Source organism: Kitasatospora sp. NPDC088779 (assembly GCF_040685395.1).
In the GTDB taxonomy this organism is placed as follows: Bacteria; Actinomycetota; Actinomycetes; order Streptomycetales; family Streptomycetaceae; genus Kitasatospora.
This window is the reverse complement of sequence record NZ_JBFBHW010000017.1, coordinates 63,327-79,266: the sequence shown is the minus strand read 5'-3', so window position 1 is coordinate 79,266 and position 15,940 is coordinate 63,327. Positions and strand designations below refer to the sequence as shown.

Here is a 15,940-nt window from a genome sequence, read left to right as displayed (position 1 = left end):
ATGACCACCGTCCCCACGTACGCTCCGACCGCAGTAGCCCCCACCCAGGACGCCCCCGCCGTCCCCGCCCCCCGCCGGCCGCAGGCCCCGGCCGCCTACACCGTCTCCCTCGCCCGCGACGCCGACGACGTGCGCGCCGCCCAGCGGCTGCGCCACCAGGTGTTCGCCGCCGAGCTCGGTGCCGTCCTGCACAGCCCGGTCGCCGGCCTCGACGTCGACCCCTTCGACGAGTTCTGCGACCACCTCCTGGTCCGCGAGGGCGAGCACGGCGCCGTCGTCGGCACCTACCGGCTGCTGCGCCCCGAGGCCGCCCGGCGGGCCGGACGGCTCTACTCCGACGGCGAGTTCGAGCTCTCCGCCCTGGCCCCGGTCCGCCCGGGCCTGGTGGAACTCGGCCGCTCCTGCATCCACCCCGACCACCGGGGCAACGGCGCCGTCATCAACCTGATGTGGGGCGGCATCGCCCGCTACCTCGCCGACACCGGCAACACCTGGGTCGGCGGCTGCTGCTCGATCCCGCTGGACGACGGCGGCGCCACCGCGGCCCGGGTCTGGGACACCGTCAGCGCCAAGTACCTGGCGCCCGAGCAGTACCGGGTCACCCCGCGCCGCCGCTGGGACGCCACCGGCGTGCCGCGCGCCGAGCGCGGCGCGCTGCCCGCCCTGCTCCGCGGCTACCTGCGGCTCGGCGCCTGGGTCTGCGGCGAGCCCGCGTACGACCCGGACTTCGACTGCGTCGACCTGTACGTGCTGCTGTCGCTGGAGCGCACCGACCCGCGCTACCTGCGGCACTTCCTGTCCGGACTGCCCGCCCGGCCCCTCGGCGCCTCATCATGAGCGTCTGGCTGCCGACGGCCCCCTGCCGGCCCGAGACCTGCCTGGCCGAGACGGCGCCCGCCGTCTCGCACCCCCGGCGGGCGCTGCGGCTGGCGGCCTGCCTGGCGGTGGTGCTGGCGGGCGTGTTGCTCAGCCTGCCGCTGCGCCTCCTCCCGCACGGCACCCGGGAGCGGCTGATCCGGCTCTGGGCGCGCGTCCTGTTGCACACCCTCGGCGTCACCGTCCACCTCGGGACGCCGGGCGGCGCGCTCGGCGGCGGGACGCTCGTGGTGGCCAACCACGTGTCCTGGCTGGACATCCCGCTGATCGCGGCGGGCCGCCCGGGCCGCTCACTGGCCAAGACCGAGGTCCGCCGGTGGCCGGTGCTCGGGCCGCTGATCGCCTGGGGCGGCACCGTGTTCCTGGACCGCGACCGGCTCCGCGCGCTGCCCGACACCGTGGCGACGGTGGCCGAGGTGCTGCGCGCCGGCCAGCCGGTGATCGTCTTCCCGGAGGGGTCCACCTGGTGCGGACGGGAGAGCGGCCGCTTCCGGCCCGCGCTGTTCCAGGCGGCGGTGGAGGCGGGCGCCTTCGTCCAGCCGGTGACGATCCGCTACCGGCTGGCGGACGGACGGCCGACCAGCGTGCCCGCCTTCATCGGCGACGACGGACTGCTCACCTCGCTCGCCCGGGTGGTCGCGGTGCGCGGACTGGTCGCCGACGTGACGTTCCTGCCACCGATTCCGCCGCCCGCGCCGCAGGCCACCCGGGCGGGGGCGCGCCGGGAACTGGCCCGCACGGCGCAGGCGGCGGTCGAGGGCATCCGCTGACGCGGCGTCGGCACGCGGATCGGTCAGACCGATCAGGTCGGTCGGACCCGTCAGGTCGGTCGGACCGTCCGGGCCTCGGCCAGCGGCTCCGGACCGGAGTTCGGGTCGAGGTCGGGGCCAGGGTCGGAGTCCGGGCCGAGGTCGGAGTCCAGGCCGGGGCCGGGGGCCGACGCCGAGTCGGGGGCCGATTCCGGGAGGCCGGTGCCGCTTTGGGCGAGCGGGCGGGCCCGGCCCAGCAGGACGGCGACCAGGACGGCGGTGACGACGAGCGCGGCCGCACCGCAGCGCGCCGCGAGGTGGAGGCCCTCGATGAAGGCGCCGTCCACCGCGTCCTGGACCGGGCCGGGCAGCACGGCGGCCGCGCCGCCACCGCCGTGCCCCGCCCCGGCGGGCGCGTCCGCGATCGGGCCGACGGCGTCCGGCGGCACGCCGAGCCGGTGCAGGGCGGCGGTCAGGCTGCCGGTCATCCGGTTGGTCAGCACGGCGCCGAGCACCGCGATCCCGAGGACGCCGCCCAGCTCGCGCAGGGTGTTGATGCTCGCCGAGGCCATCCCGGTCTGCGCCGGGGCGACCCGTTGGAGCACCGCGATCGACACCGGGGTGAAGGTCATCCCCATCCCGAGGCCCATCGCGAACAGGGTCCACAGGTACTCGACGTAGTGGGCGTGCTCGCCGTAGAGGGACAGCCCGCCGAGGCCCGTCGCGCACAGCACGAGACCGAGCACCAACGGCAGCCGGGGCCCGTACCGCGAGGTCAGCCGGCCGGAGAGCGGGGCGGCGACGACGATCATCCCGGTCATCGGCAGCCCGGCGTAGCCGGCGTCGGACGGGGACCAGCCGAGCGGGCCCTGCATCAGCAGCGGCAGGAAGAAGAGCGCGCCGAAGATCCCGAAGCTGACCATGAAGCCGCTGAGCAGCGCGCCGCCGAGGGCGCCGTCGCGGAACAGCCGCAGCTCCAGCATCGGTTCGGCGAGGCGCAGTTCGAGCACCAGGAAGGCGGCCAGCAGCACGAGCGCCGCAGCGCCGCAGAGGAGCACCCGGGTGTCCGTCCAGCCACGGGTCGGCCCCTCGATCAGCGCGTAGACCAGCAGGCCGAGGCCTGCGGCGGAGAGGACGAGGCCGCCGAGGTCGATCCGCCGGGCACGCGGGGGGATGTCCGGGAGCACGCGGGCGGCGAGCACCAGTCCGGCCACGCCGATCGGCACGTTGATCCAGAACACGCTGGCCCACCCGAGGTGCTCGACCATCGGCCCGCCGACCACCGGGCCGATCGACAGACCCAACGCGGAGACCCCGGACCAGAGGCCGATCGCCCTGGCGCGCTCGCGCTCGTCGGTGAAGACGTGGCGCAGCAGGGCGAGGCTGCCCGGGGTGAGCAGCGCGGCCCCGACGCCTTGCAGCATCCGGGCGCCGACCAGCAGGCCGATCGTTCCGGCGAGCGCGGCGAGCGCGGAGCCGACCGTGAACAGCGCGAGGCCGAACCGGAACATCCGGGTGCGGCCGTGCCGGTCGCCGAGCGCGCCGCCGGTCAGCACGAACCCGGCGTAGACGAGGCTGTATCCCTCGACGACCCATTGCAGGCCGCTGATCCCGGCGTCCAGGTCCTGGCCGATGCGGGGCAGGGCGTTGTTGACGATGACGTTGTCCAGCATGGACATGAACATGGTGACGCAGAGCGTCAGTAGCGCGAGCCGTTTGCGCCGGGCGCTCGACTCCTGCATGGGAACCCTCCCGATTCCTGGCCCCTAACAGCGTTAGGGAGTGGTGCGGCACGCACAGAGTGCCCCTAACGGTGTTAGATTGCAAGCGGGATCTCGCGACGGGCACTCGCCACGGGCAGTCGCCACGAGACTCGCGACCGGATGAGACCGCTGGAGGCGTCCGCACAGCCATGCCGGAGAACGACGACACGACACCGCCGCTGACCAGGGACGCGCTGACCCAGGCCGCGCTGCGGGTACTGGAACGGGACGGCCTCGACGGGCTGTCGATGCGCAAGGTCGCCGCCGAGGTCGGCGTCAAGGCGGCCTCGCTGTACTGGCACGTCCGCAACAAGCAGGAACTGCTCGACCTGCTCACCGACGCGGTGATGGCCTCGGCCGAACCCCCGCCGCGCGAGGGCGGGTGGCGCGAGCAGTTCCACGCCTACTGCTGGCGCTACCGCCGACTGCTGCTCGACAAGCGCGACGCCGCCAAGGTCGTCTCGGGCCGCCTCTCCCCCGGCCCCCACCTGCTCGGCCTGATGGAGGACCAGCTCGACCGGCTCCGCGCGGCCGGCTTCTCCGACGCCGACGCCGCCATGGCCACCTACCTGCTGGGCGCCTTCGTCCAGGGGTTCGTCCTCCAGGAACAGTCCCCGATCTCGGCCGCCGAAGTCCTCGGCACCAGTCGCCGGGACATCGCCGACGCCACCGGAGACCGCTTCCGCGCCCTGCCCGCCGACACCTTCCCCAACCTCGTCGCCCTGGCCGACGACCTCACCGAACCCGACATGGACACCCGCTTCGAGTTCTGCGTGCAACGCGTCCTCGACGGGCTCGCGACCCTGCTGCCCGCCGAACGGCGCTGACCCCACCACGGCGGGCCCGGCCGACCGGACCCCGCCCCGGGCCCGCCGAAAATCCGCGGCCCGGCCTGCGAGCGCCCGCTAGGGTCTGTCCGGCCGCACGTCCACGGAGGAGTTCCGCGATGCCCGAGCTGCACCCCCACTACGAGCCCTACGCGCAAGGCCTGCTGGACGTCGGAGACGGTCAGCGGATGCACTGGAACGCCTCCGGCAACCCGGCTGGCAAACCCGCCGCGATCGTGCACGGCGGACCCGGATCCGGCCACCGGCCGGGCACCCGGCGGTACTTCGACCCCGAGCGGTACCACGTGGTCCAGTTCGACCAGCGCGGCTGCGGACAGAGCCTGCCGCACGCCGCCGACCCGACGACCGGGCTGGAGCACAACACCACCGAGCGGCTGATCGCGGACATGGAGCGGCTGCGCGAACACCTCGGCATCGAGAAGTGGCTGCTGTACGGCGGCTCCTGGGGCTCGACGCTGATCCTCGCCTATGCCCAGGCCCACCCCGAGCGGGTCTCCGAGATCGTGCTCTGCGGCGTCACCACGACCCGCCCCGAGGAGACCGACTGGCTCTACCGGGGCGTCGCCCGCTTCCTGCCCGGCCCGTGGGAGGAGTTCCGGAACTTCCTGCCGGCCGCCGACCGCGACGGTGACCTGGTGGCCGCCTACAGCCGGCTGCTCAACAACCAGGACGAGACCGTCCGGCGGGCCGCCGCGAACGCCTGGGCCACCTGGGAGGACGCCGTCATCGCGCACGAGGCGCTGGGCAAGCCGAACGCCTACAGCGACCGCCCCACCGACGCGCTGATGGCGTTCACCCGGATCACCGCGCACTACTTCGCGCACCACGCGTTCCTGGCCGACGGCCAACTGCTGCGCGACGCCGGACGGCTGACCGGCATCCCAGGCGAACTGATCCACGGCCGCCTCGACCTCGGCTCGCCACTCGACACCGCGTGGCGGCTGGTCCAGGCCTGGCCGGAGGCCCGACTGACCGTCATCGACGAGTCCGGGCACACCGGGAGTCCGGCGATGACCGAGGCGGTCCTCACCGCGATCGAGCGGTTCGCCTGACCGGTCCGCTCGGCCAGTCCGCCCGGCCGGTTCGGGCGGACGGCCGGTTCGCGCTAACGGCCTCCGCCTACGATACGAAGCATGATCGCCTATGTCCCAGCCGCCCTGTTCTTCCTGTTGTTCGGAGTCGGGGTACTACGCGACCGCCGCCAGTTCAGCAATGCCGTCCTGCTCGGCATCGCCGTCTCCCTGCTCGCCCTCGCCCTGCTCGCCGAGCTGCGCAAGGCGCCCACGCTGGTGATGGGACTGGCAGCGGTGGCGATCATCCTGCTGCCGGCCCTCGGCACGGCGGCCCTGGTCTGGTTCCTGATCGCCAACGGCCTGACCATGATCCGCAAGGAGGGCAGACGGCCCGCCAACCTGCTGTCCCTCCTCGCCGGGCTGGGCATCCTCGCCGTCATCGCGCTGCTGCTCGCGGCCCTGGCCACCCGCTCGCACCAGCTGGGCGTCCTGGCGGGCACCGCCGTCCTGGTGGTCGGCTACATCTCCTTCCTGTTCGTCTGCTTCGTCGGCTACGCGTTCCTCTACGGCCGCCACCGGCCGCGCCGGAACGTGGACTTCGTGGTCGTCCTCGGCTCCGGCCTGATCGGCGGCGAGCGCGTCCCGCCGCTGCTGGCCAGCCGGCTCGACCGGGGCCGGGAGGTGTACGACAAGCAGGCCGCGCGCGGCAACCCGCCGGTGCTGATCACCTCCGGTGGCCAGGGCCCGGACGAGAAGCTGCCGGAGTCCCACGCGATGGCCGACTACCTGACCGGGCGCGGCTTCCCGGCCGAACACATCGAGCGCGAGGACCGCTCCCGCACCACCGAGGAGAACCTGCTCTTCAGCAAGGCCATCATGGAACAGGCCAAGCCCGACTACCGCTGTGTCGTGGTCACCAACAACTTCCACGCCTTCCGGGCGGCGCTCACCGCCCGCAAGACCGGCGTCAACGGGCAGGTGTTCGGCTCGCCGACCGCCGCGTACTACTGGCCGAGCGCGACGATCCGCGAGTTCGCCGCCGTGTTCCTCTCCCACAAGCTGGTCAACTTCGGGATCTGCGGCCTCCTCGCGCTCTGCGGGCTGCTCGCGGCCCTCTGAACCGCAGCCGACCCCGGGCCCCGGCCGCCGCAACGACCGGGGCCCGGCCGCACCTTCAGCCGAACCTCAGCCCAGACCTCCGACCAGGCCTCCGATCAATCCACCGGTCAGGCCATCAAGTCAGGCCACCGGGCGGGGCGCCAGGATCGCGCAGGTGGTGGTGGCGTGCGCGTAGAGCTTGCCGTTCTCCACCCCGACCACCCTGGCCTCGGCCGTCGCCATCGTCCGGCCCAGATGCAGCACCAGCCCCTCGCAGCGCAGCAGCCCCGAGTCGGCGAACAGCGGGCGCAGCATGTGGACGTTCAACTGCGTGGTGGTGTAACCGATCCCGGCGGGCAGCCGGCTCAACACGGCGCAACCGAGCGCCGAGTCGAGCAGGGTGGCGAGGTAACCGCCGTGCACGGTGTTCATCGGGTTGTAGAGGTGGTCGCCGAGTTCGCCCTCGAACACTGCCGTACCCGGCTTCACCTCGGTCAGGTGGAACCCCAGGGTGCTGCAGATCGCGGGCTCCTGAATCCGGCCCGCGAGGATCTCGTGCAGAATCTCCTCTCCGCTCAGGTGTGGGAAGGCGGAGATCGGCGGGCCCGCCGTCCAGGTGTGCGTCCGGGTCCGGGGCGCCTGGCCCTCCAGGAACTGCTGGCCTTCAAGGAGCTCCTGGCCCTCCGGGGACGTCGCGCCGCCGGGGTCTGCCTCGTTCGTCGTCATGGGATCAACCTGCCCTGTTCGCGCACGCCCCTCAAGTGCCTTCCGGGGTACGGCCGGCGCGCGTCCCCCTGGCATCGGACCATGGCGGTCCACGCCATGGCGGCGCGGTGGACCTCGGGTGGCCGTCACATGGCACCGGGGCGCGGGGCGCGCCACGCTGCACGGCATCCGCCCCCACTCCTCCCCCACCCAGGAGCCCCCATGCCTCTCCGTCCTGCCGCCGCCGCGTTGCTGACGGCCGCCGCACTCGCGATCGGCACCACCGCACCCGCCCCGGCTGCGGCCGACACCGTGAGCGGGACCTTCCAGCAGGTCACCGGATTCGGCGCCAATCCGGGAAACCTGGCGATGTACTCCTACACCCCCACCGGACTGCCGAGTGGCGCGCCGCTGGTGGTCGCGCTGCACGGCTGTCTGCAGACCGCCAACGACTACTACCGCAACTCCGGTTGGACGACCTTCGCCGACCGGTACGGCTTCGCGGTCGTCTTCCCGCAGACCAGCAGTGCCAACAACAGCCTCTCCTGCTTCAGCTGGTTCGACGCGACCAAGGACGCCCGGGGCGCCGGCGAGGCCGAGTCGGTGATCGAGATGGTCACCAAGGCCAAGGCCCTGTACGGCTCGGACGACCGGCGGGTGTTCGTCACCGGGCTGTCGGCCGGCGGCGGGATGGCCTCCGACCTGCTGGCCGACTACCCGGACGTGTTCGCCGGCGGGGCGATCGACTCCGGCCTCCCGGCCCAGTGCGCGACCACCCAGGGCGCCGCCTCCGGCTGCCAGAACTCCGACCAGGGGCTCACCCCGGCCCAGTGGGGCGACAAGGTCCGGGCCGCGTACCCGGGCTACGCCGGTCCTTGGCCCCGGGTGGCGATCTGGCAGGGCGGCGCGGACACCGTGGTCAGGCCGGTGAACGCGACGGAACTGCGCGACCAGTGGACCAACGTCCAGGGTATCGGCCAGAGCCCGACCGGCACCCGGAGCCTGCCGGGCGGCACCACCGAGGAGGTCTACGCCGACGCGGGCGGGCGGCCCGCCGTGGCGCTGTTCACCATCGCCGGGATGGGCCACGGGCTGGCCGTCAACCCCGGCTCCGCAGCCGACCGGTGCGGGGCCACCGGCAGCTACTTCCTCAACACGATCTGCTCCAGCTACTACACCGCGCAGTTCTGGGGCCTCGACGGCGGCACGGGGCCCACCAACCCAGGCCTGCCCGCCCCGACCGGGCTGACCGCGACCCCGGCGGGCCAGGGCTCGATCGCCCTCGCCTGGCAGGCCGTCAGCGGGGCCGCCTCCTACCAGGTCTACCGGGACGGCACGATGGCGGGCAGTGCCACCGGCCCGTCCTTCACCGACACCGGGCTCGCCCCCGGCACGTCGTACGGCTACACCGTGGCGGCGGTCGACCCGTCGGGGGCCGTGGGCACCCGATCGGCGGCGGTGACGGCGACCACCGGCGGCGGCGCCGAGCAGTGCTTCACCGACAGCAACTACAACCAGGTCCGGGCCGGGCGGGCCACCCAGAGCGGCGGCTTGACCTACGCACTCGGCTCGGGCCAGAGCATGGGCCTCTGGAACACCTTCGTGACGCACACCCTGAAGCAGACCGGCCCGGGCTACTTCGTGCTCGCCGACGGCCAGTGCTGAGCGGGCGAAACCCGACCTCCGGCTCATCCGTCCCCCTCTCCTTGGCGCAGCCCCGCCCCTCCTGAGCGCAGCCCGGCGAACAGGTCGGTCTCGGGCCCCTCGTCCTCGCTCTCGCTCTCGCCCTCGCCCGGCACCAGGCTCCGGGCGAGGTGGTAGTCCTCCGTCGGCCAGACCTCGCGCTCGATGTCCCGCGGGTGGGCCATGAACGCGACCCCGGGCTCGATCTGGGTGGCGTGCGCCAGCAGTGCCGCGTCCCGTACGGCGAACTGCTCGGCGCACGCGATCCGGGTGGTGGTGGCGAGGGCGGGCGGGGTGTCCGGCCAGTCCGCGAGCAGTGCGCCCATGCCCGAGGGAACACCCCGCTCCGTCATCGCGTCGTGCAGGGTCTGGAACCAGGCTCTGGAGAGCGCCAGGTGGTAGTAGAGCTTCGCCGCCTGCCAGGGCTCCCCCGCCTCGGGGTGGCGGCCCGGGTCGGCGGCGGCCTCGAAGGCCTCGACCGTGACCTGGTGGGTCATCACGTGGTCGGGGTGCGGATACCCCCCGGTCTCGTCGTAGGTGACCACCACGTGCGGACGGAACTCCCGGATCAGGGCGACCAGCGGCGCCGCGGCGGCCGCCACGGGCTGGTCGGCGAAGCAGCCCGCCGGCAGCGGTTCGCCCGGGCCCGGCATGCCCGAGTCCACGAAGCCGAGGAACTGCTGGCGCACGCCGAGGACGCCCCGGGCGACCGCCATCTCCTCGCTCCGGATCCGGGCGAGGTCCGCCCGGACCTCGGGGCGGTCCATGGCCGGGTTGAGCACCGAGCCGCGCTCGCCGCCGGTACAGGTCGCGACCAGGACGTCCACCCCCTCGGCCGCGTACCGCGCGAGGGTGGCAGCGCCCTTGCTGGACTCGTCGTCGGGGTGGGCGTGGACGCTGAGCAGGCGGAGCCGCCCGGTGTGCTGGGTGAACATGGCGCCTCCGTACGTGGCTGATGTGGTCATGCGCCCTCCCCGGGTCGTCCGTCCGGAGGCCGCTCCGACCGCCCGAAAGGAACTTAGGCCGAACCCAGCGATTAGGTCAAGCCTAATTTATGGGTCCGACCCAGCGAACTGCGCTACGCTGCCCCCATGGCGGAACCCACGACGAAAACCGTGACGGAACCCACGATGGGCACGACGGGGCCCACGACGGGGCCCGGGGCCACCCCGACCCTGCGCGAGCTCAACAAGCGCCGCACCCGCGAGGCGATCTCGCACGCCGCGACCAGGCTCTTCATCGACCAGGGCTTCGACCGCACCACCATCGCCGAGGTCGCGACGGCCGCCGGCGTCGCCAAGATGACCGTCACCAACCACTTCCCGCGCAAGGAGGACCTCCTCCTCGACCTGCACGAGGAGATCGTCGGCCGGCTCGCCCGGGCGGTCGCCGAGCGTGCGCCCGGCGAGTCCGCCCTCGCCGCGCTGCGCCGCGACTGCCTGGCCGGCCTCGACCGGCACGACCCGCGGCTCGGCTTCTCCGGCCCGGCGTTCGCCCGCACAGTCGCCGACAGCCCCGCCCTGGTCGCCCGGCTGCGCGAGCTGCACGAGCAGAGCGAGGCCGCCCTGGCCGAGGCCCTGGCCGGGGCCACCCGCCCCACGACAACCGGCACTCCGCCCGACACATCACCCGACACACCGGTCAGCACACCGGCCGGCCCACCGGTCGACTTCGAGAGCCGGGTGGCCGCCGGGCTCCTCGCCGCCGTCGACCGCACGGTGTTCACCGAAGTGTTCCGCCGGCTGCTGGCCGGCGACGAGGCCGCCGCCATCGCGGCGGCGGTGCGCCCCTCGGCCGTCCGGGCCTTCGACCGATTGGAGGGCGCCCTGGGCACCTTCGCCGTCCGGCCAGGCTCCTGACCTGCGGCGCGAGGCGCCCGCCCATGGACAGCCCTTGACGAAAGGTTGACCTGCTCACGGCAGAAGGTTGACGACCGCCGCCCCTATCGTCGGCCCATGCCCTCACAGCCCATCAGGCCCACCACCCTGCCGGTCCTGCCCTACCGCAAGCCCACCCGAGGCCGGGACTACTGGGTCCTGGACAACGTCCTCACCGACCCGGACGCCGTCCGCGAACGCTGTCTGGCCCGCGGCGACTGGACCGAAGGCTACCCGTACCGCCCCGAGACCTGGCCCGGCCTGCGCACCATGCCCGGCCTGGAGCCCGACGAGCTGGCCCGGGTGGAGGCCCTGGTCCGCAAGGCCACCGGCGCCTCCCGGCTCTGGGTGCAGAGCGCCCCGGGCGGCGGCACGCTCAACCACAACTGCGTCCAGGTCGTCGGCGCCGGGGAGTCGGAGTCCCGCCCGCACACCGACTCCCGCGCGCTCTGCCGCTACGCCGCCGTGCTCTACCTCAGCCCGGGCGCGCCGAAGGACGCCGGCACCAGCTTCTTCCGCCAGCAGTTCCCCGGCGGACGCCTCGGCGGGAACCTCGTCAACGCGCCGCACAACAATCTGGTCGAGGCGCTCGGCACCCGCCACGTGCCCGCCGACCACTTCACCGAGGACGTCCGCGTCCCCAACCGCTACAACCAACTGCTCCTCTACCACGCCAACCTCATGCACAGCGCGACCTCCTACTACGGCACCGAGCTGCCGGAGCGTCGGATGACGGCCGTCTTCTTCTGGATGGCCTGACGGGCCCACAGCACGCCCTGCCGCCCGACGCGGCCACCGAACGCGCTCGCCGGAACCTCCGAGGACTCACCGCCCCCTTGACCCGGCCCCGCCCGCACCCCTGAGAGTGGCAGGTGCGGGCCGCGCCACGGCGGCCGCAACGGAGAGGGGACCACCCGTGAACGCACCCTGCCTCATCCTCGACATCGGCGGCGTCCTGGAGTACACGCCGAGGACGGGCTGGCCGGAGCGCTGGGAGCGCCGGTTGGAGCTGCCGCCGCACGCGATCGACGAGCGACTGCGGGACGTCTGGCGGGCCGGCGCGATCGGCGGCATCACCGAGCCGGAGGTGCGCGAGCAGGTGGCCGCCCGGTTGCACCTGGGCCCGGCCCAGGTCGAGGCCTTCATGGCCGACCTCTGGGAGGAGTACCTGGGCACGCCGAACGAGGAGCTCATCGCCCACGTGCGCGGACTGCGCGGGCGGGCCCGGCTCGGCATCCTCAGCAACAGTTTCGTCGGCGCCCGCGAACGCGAGGTCCCGCTCTACCGGTTCGACGAGCTGGTGGAGCACATCGTCTACTCGCACGAGATCGGGACCGGCAAGCCCGACCCGCGTGCCTACGAGATCACCTGCGCCGCCCTGGGCGTCAGCCCGGTCGACTGCCTCTTCGTCGACGACCACGCGCCCAACGTCGAAGCCGCCCGGGCGGTGGGCATGCAGGCCCATCTGTTCGAGGACAACGCACCCGCCATCGCCCGCATCGCCCGTCACCTCGGCGACGGCGACGCCCGTTGACGGGCTGAGCACTCACTCCGCACGTGGAGGGCATCACGGGCACACCGGTCGCTCCCACCGCGCCTTTCCCGGCGTCCGCCATGGCGCCGCCACGACCGAGGACCCGGAGACCACCACCACGCGCGGCCCCGCGCCGATTGGCGACCGCCATGTCCGGGGACGCTGGCCGCATGGACCAGGACGCCCTGCCGCCGACCGAGACGATCCGCCCCGACTGGGCCGGGATCGACCAGCTGCCGACCACCGACCTGCTCCGCCTGATGAACGCCGAGGACCGCACCGTCCCCGCCGCGGTGGCCGGGGAGTTGGTCCGGATCGCCGCCGCGGTGGACGCCACGGCGGCACGGATGGCGGCTGGTGGGCGGCTGGTCTACGCCGGGGCGGGGTCCGCCGGGCGGCTCGGAGTGCTGGACGCCGCCGAGTGCCCGCCGACCTTCGGCACCGATCCGGGCCTGGTGGTGGGCCTGATCGCGGGGGGCGGGACCGCCGTGACCGGGGCCGTCGAGGGCGCCGAGGACCGCCCGGAGCTGGCGGCGGCCGAGCTGGCCGCGCTCCGGCTCACCCCGGCCGACACCGTGGTGGGCGTCTCCGCCTCCGGCCGCACGCCGTACACGGTGGCGGCCGTCCGGACCGCACGGGCGGCCGGGGCGCTGACGGTCGCACTGGCGTGCAACCGGGGCTCGGCACTGGTGGCGGCGGCCGAGCTGGGGATCGAGGTGGAGGTCGGCCCGGAGGTGCTGGCTGGCTCGACCAGGCTGAAGGCGGGCACGGCACAGAAGCTGGTGCTCAACATGCTGTCGACGGCCGTCATGGTCCGGCTCGGCCGGACGTACGGCAATCTGATGGTCGACGTCCGGGCCACCAACGCCAAGCTCCGCGCACGGGCCCACCGGATCGTCACGGAGGCCACCGGCGCCGACGAGGCTGCGGTCCGCCGCGCGCTCGCCGCCACCGGAGGCCGGGCCAAGGACGCGATCCTGGTCCTGCTCGCGGACGTGGACGCGCCGACCGCCGCCCGGCAGCTCGCCGCCTCCGGCGGGCGGCTGCGCGAGGCGCTGCACGCCCACCGTTAGGCGCTGTCCGGCCGATCACGGCCGGTCACGCGGGCCCGTCCGTCCCGAGCGCCTCGCGCGCGATCTCGGCCCGGAAGCCCTCGATCAGGACGCGCAGCCCGTACTCGAAGTCGGCGTCGTGGTCGGTCATGCGCAGCACGTCGGCCGCCTCCCGCAGCAACGGGAGGTCGCGCAGGACCTCGTCCGGGAAGGGCGGCCGGGCGCGGTCGGCGGCGTCCTGTCGCCAGGCCTGCTCCTCGGTGACCCAGCCCATGATGTAGCGGTCGATGGTGAGCAGCAGCCGCAGCGCGGTGCGGGGCCGCAGGCCGGCCTGCCGGAGGGCGTCCAACTGGGCTTCGACGGCGGGCAGTTCGTCTTCGGTGGGCAGCGTTCCGGCGTGCACCCGGGCGCCGTCGCGGTAGGCGAGCAGGGCGTGGCGCTTGGCGCGGGCGTCGGCGGCCAGCCAGTCCGGCCAGTGCTCCGGATCCGGGCTGCGGTCGGCCGGGAGGGCCTCGGCGAGCATCGCCTCGGCCATCAGGTCGAGCAGTTCCCGCTTGTTCTTGAAGTGCCAGTACAGCGCGGGTGACTGGACGCCGAGTTCGCGGGCCAGCCGCCGGGTGGTCAGGCCGTCGATGCCTTCCTCGTCGAGTACGCGCAGCGCGGTGCGCACCACCTCGTCGCGTTGCAGCGCCACCGCCGGCCACCTCTCCGTTATCCGCTTGCCCACTCCACCTTATCGCCGCTAAGTTCCGAGCTGGAATTTATCAGTGATAAGGAGAGCCGTCGTGATCGACGGCCCGAAGGGACCACAACCCCATGACCCCAGGAACGGACCGCCCCAGGTCCCGACTGCTGCCGAACACCGCGCCCTGGCGGTCCTCCCGCGACTTCCGCCTCACCTGGACGGCCGGTACCGTCACCCTGCTCGGCTCCGTCCTCACCATGACGGCGATCCCGCTCCAGATCGCCGACCTCACCGGTTCACCGCTGGCCGTGGGCGCGGTCGGCGCCGTCGAACTCCTGCCGACCATCGTGTTCGGCCTCTACGGCGGCGTCCTCGCCGACCGTGCCGACCGCCGCACCGTCGCCCTGGTCACCGAACTCGCACTCGCCGCACTGAGCGCCCTGCTGCTCGCCAACGCGCTGCTCGGCACCCCCGCGCTCTGGCCGCTGTACGCGGCCGCCGGACTGGCAGCGGCACTGCAGGGCCTTCAGCAGCCCTCGGCGGAGGCGATGATCCCCCGGCTGGTGCCGCCCGACCAACTGGTGGCGGCGGGCAACCTGCTCTCGCTGCGCTGGAGCATCGCCGGACTGGCCGGCCCGGCCGCCGCCGGGGTGCTGATCGCCACGGCCGGCGTCCCGGCCGCCTACCTGGTCGACCTCGGCACCTTCCTGGTTTCGATCGCCCTGCTCACCCGGGTCCGGCCCGTCCCCTCGCAGCGGGACGCCGAGGCACCGCGGCTGCGGGAATTCGTCGACGGCGCCCGGTACGCGGCCCGCCGCCCCGACCTGCTGGGCACCTACCTCGCGGATCTCGCGGCCACCGTCTGCGCCCTGCCGACCGCGCTGTTCCCCTTCCTCGCCCAGGAGTTGGACGCGGTGTGGGCGCTCGGCCTGCTCTACTCGGCCGCTGCGGCGGGCGCCCTGCTCGCGGCCGCCACCGGCGGCTGGACCGAGCGGGTCCACCGGCACGGCCGGCTGGTGCTGCTCTGCGCCGCCTTCGTCGGCGCGGCGACGGCCGCGGCCTCGATCGCCCCCGGCCTGTGGGCCGTCCTGCTCTGCCTGCTCGTCGCGGGCGGCGCCAACCAGATCGGCGACACCTTCCGCAGCGCGATCTGGAACCAGTCCATTCCGGACGAACTGCGGGGCCGCGCCGCCGGCCTGGAGATGCTGATCGGCTCCGCCGGCCCCGCCCTCGGGGACCTGCGGGCTGGCGGCCTCGCCGCCCGGCAGGGCATCCGCGTCGCGCTGCGCACCGGCGGTCTGCTCTGCCTGGCCGGCACCGCCGCCCTGTCGGCCGCGCTGCCCGCGCTCTGGCGCTACGACCAGCGCGACCAGCTGAACACCCGCGACCAACCCGACCGACACCACCAGCCCGTCCGGCCCGACCAGCAGTCCACGCCATGACCGCCCACCTCGACAGCGGCGGACCGGGGCGCCGCCCCTCAGCCCCGGGCGGGCACCGTGGCGTGCCGGGCGATCAACGCGCCGAGCCGGCCCGGGTCGCCGGTGCCGCGCTTGGGCAGCAGGGTCAGCACGTGCGTCTGCTCGTCCCCGCCCAGCAGGACGAAGAGTCCGGGCGTCTCCAGGTAGTGCGGAAGCTCCCGCCAGGCGAGTTCGGTGCTGGACACCGCGTTGGTGACGGTCACCCCGGCCTCGCCGAGGACGATCCGGAACTCACCCTTGTCCGCCGCCATCCGCCGCACCTGACGCAGTTGCAGCCAGGGCAGTCCGACCACCAGCAGCAGCGCGGCCGCGAGCATCACCAGCGCCGGTGGGCCCACCGTCCGGTCGGCGACCGAGAGCACCACCGCACCGGCCCCGGCGCAGGAGGCGGTCAGGTACCTCGACCGCCGGGACCGTCGACCCGCCGCCGTACCCCGGGCCCGGGCCGCGAAGGCCGCCCGGAAGTCCGCGGTCGTCGGCGTGTAGCGGACCTCGACCGACTCCTCCACCCGCTTGCCACCGTCCACCCGAACCCCCTCCGACGCATCTGCCGCCGGATGCTAGCAAAAGCCGTGT

General features: G+C 73.8%; 16 protein-coding genes. 11 read left to right on the top strand and 5 right to left on the bottom strand.

Features of this window, described 5'->3' with window-relative positions; genetic code table 11:
- Together AB0P03_RS18500 and AB0P03_RS18495 are read left to right on the top strand one after the other, a co-directional pair.
- Complete coding sequence (locus AB0P03_RS18500; protein WP_363585584.1) at positions 1-837, top strand: GNAT family N-acyltransferase; 837 nt, start codon at positions 1-3, stop codon at positions 835-837.
- Positions 834-1,646 (top strand): lysophospholipid acyltransferase family protein, encoded by an 813-nt coding sequence (locus AB0P03_RS18495; RefSeq protein WP_363629690.1) that lies wholly within the window; start codon positions 834-836, stop codon positions 1,644-1,646. Before AB0P03_RS18500 ends, AB0P03_RS18495 begins: the two co-directional genes overlap by 4 nt.
- 50 nt (positions 1,647-1,696) lie before the next feature.
- Here AB0P03_RS18495 and AB0P03_RS18490 read toward each other — a convergent pair whose 3' ends face one another.
- A complete protein-coding gene (locus AB0P03_RS18490) occupies positions 1,697-3,367 on the bottom strand; it encodes an MFS transporter (protein ID WP_363629688.1) in 1,671 nt (556 codons plus the stop codon).
- 170 nt (positions 3,368-3,537) lie between these two features.
- Between AB0P03_RS18490 and AB0P03_RS18485 the strand changes: the two genes are divergently transcribed.
- The 3 genes from AB0P03_RS18485 (at position 3,538) to AB0P03_RS18475 (ending at position 6,368) form a co-directional block, all read left to right on the top strand.
- Positions 3,538-4,215: a TetR/AcrR family transcriptional regulator C-terminal domain-containing protein gene (locus tag AB0P03_RS18485; protein ID WP_363585587.1), complete on the top strand. Its 678-nt coding sequence runs from the start codon at positions 3,538-3,540 to the stop codon at positions 4,213-4,215.
- A 119-nt stretch (positions 4,216-4,334) separates the two neighbouring features.
- Complete coding sequence (gene pip / locus AB0P03_RS18480) at positions 4,335-5,288, top strand: prolyl aminopeptidase (RefSeq protein WP_363629686.1); 954 nt, start codon at positions 4,335-4,337, stop codon at positions 5,286-5,288.
- Between the two features lie 81 nt (positions 5,289-5,369).
- A complete protein-coding gene (locus tag AB0P03_RS18475; RefSeq protein ID WP_363585589.1) occupies positions 5,370-6,368 on the top strand; it encodes a YdcF family protein in 999 nt (332 codons plus the stop codon).
- Between the two features lie 120 nt (positions 6,369-6,488).
- On the opposite strand, the gene AB0P03_RS18470 is transcribed toward AB0P03_RS18475, so the two are convergent.
- Complete coding sequence (locus tag AB0P03_RS18470; protein WP_363585590.1) at positions 6,489-7,073, bottom strand: PaaI family thioesterase; 585 nt, start codon at positions 7,071-7,073, stop codon at positions 6,489-6,491.
- Between the two features lie 201 nt (positions 7,074-7,274).
- On the opposite strand from AB0P03_RS18470, the gene AB0P03_RS18465 reads away from it, so the two are divergent.
- Positions 7,275-8,717, top strand: coding sequence for a PHB depolymerase family esterase (locus AB0P03_RS18465; RefSeq protein WP_363629684.1), 1,443 nt, complete (start codon positions 7,275-7,277; stop codon positions 8,715-8,717).
- A 23-nt stretch (positions 8,718-8,740) separates the two neighbouring features.
- Here AB0P03_RS18465 and mca read toward each other — a convergent pair whose 3' ends face one another.
- On the bottom strand, positions 8,741-9,700 hold the full coding sequence (gene mca, locus AB0P03_RS18460) for a mycothiol conjugate amidase Mca (protein WP_363629682.1): 960 nt from the start codon (positions 9,698-9,700) through the stop codon (positions 8,741-8,743).
- A 150-nt stretch (positions 9,701-9,850) separates the two neighbouring features.
- Between mca and AB0P03_RS18455 the strand changes: the two genes are divergently transcribed.
- The 4 genes from AB0P03_RS18455 (at position 9,851) to murQ (ending at position 13,219) form a co-directional block, all read left to right on the top strand.
- The gene (locus AB0P03_RS18455; RefSeq protein ID WP_363629680.1) at positions 9,851-10,594 is read left to right on the top strand and encodes a helix-turn-helix domain-containing protein; all 744 of its coding nucleotides are present in this window, start codon (positions 9,851-9,853) and stop codon (positions 10,592-10,594) included.
- Positions 10,595-10,690: 96 nt separating this feature from the next.
- On the top strand, positions 10,691-11,371 hold the full coding sequence (locus AB0P03_RS18450; RefSeq protein WP_363629678.1) for a DUF6445 family protein: 681 nt from the start codon (positions 10,691-10,693) through the stop codon (positions 11,369-11,371).
- A gap of 157 nt (positions 11,372-11,528) precedes the next feature.
- Complete coding sequence (locus tag AB0P03_RS18445; protein WP_363621849.1) at positions 11,529-12,146, top strand: HAD family phosphatase; 618 nt, start codon at positions 11,529-11,531, stop codon at positions 12,144-12,146.
- A gap of 170 nt (positions 12,147-12,316) precedes the next feature.
- A complete protein-coding gene (murQ, locus tag AB0P03_RS18440) occupies positions 12,317-13,219 on the top strand; it encodes an N-acetylmuramic acid 6-phosphate etherase (protein ID WP_363629676.1) in 903 nt (300 codons plus the stop codon).
- Between the two features lie 25 nt (positions 13,220-13,244).
- Here the strand turns inward: murQ and AB0P03_RS18435 are convergent, their stop codons facing one another.
- A complete protein-coding gene (locus AB0P03_RS18435) occupies positions 13,245-13,892 on the bottom strand; it encodes a TetR/AcrR family transcriptional regulator C-terminal domain-containing protein (protein WP_363585597.1) in 648 nt (215 codons plus the stop codon).
- A gap of 122 nt (positions 13,893-14,014) precedes the next feature.
- On the opposite strand from AB0P03_RS18435, the gene AB0P03_RS18430 reads away from it, so the two are divergent.
- A complete protein-coding gene (locus AB0P03_RS18430) occupies positions 14,015-15,325 on the top strand; it encodes an MFS transporter (RefSeq protein WP_363629674.1) in 1,311 nt (436 codons plus the stop codon).
- A gap of 38 nt (positions 15,326-15,363) precedes the next feature.
- Here the strand turns inward: AB0P03_RS18430 and AB0P03_RS18425 are convergent, their stop codons facing one another.
- Positions 15,364-15,891, bottom strand: coding sequence for a YcxB family protein (locus tag AB0P03_RS18425; protein ID WP_363585599.1), 528 nt, complete (start codon positions 15,889-15,891; stop codon positions 15,364-15,366).
- Between the last annotated feature and the right edge of the window lie 49 nt (positions 15,892-15,940).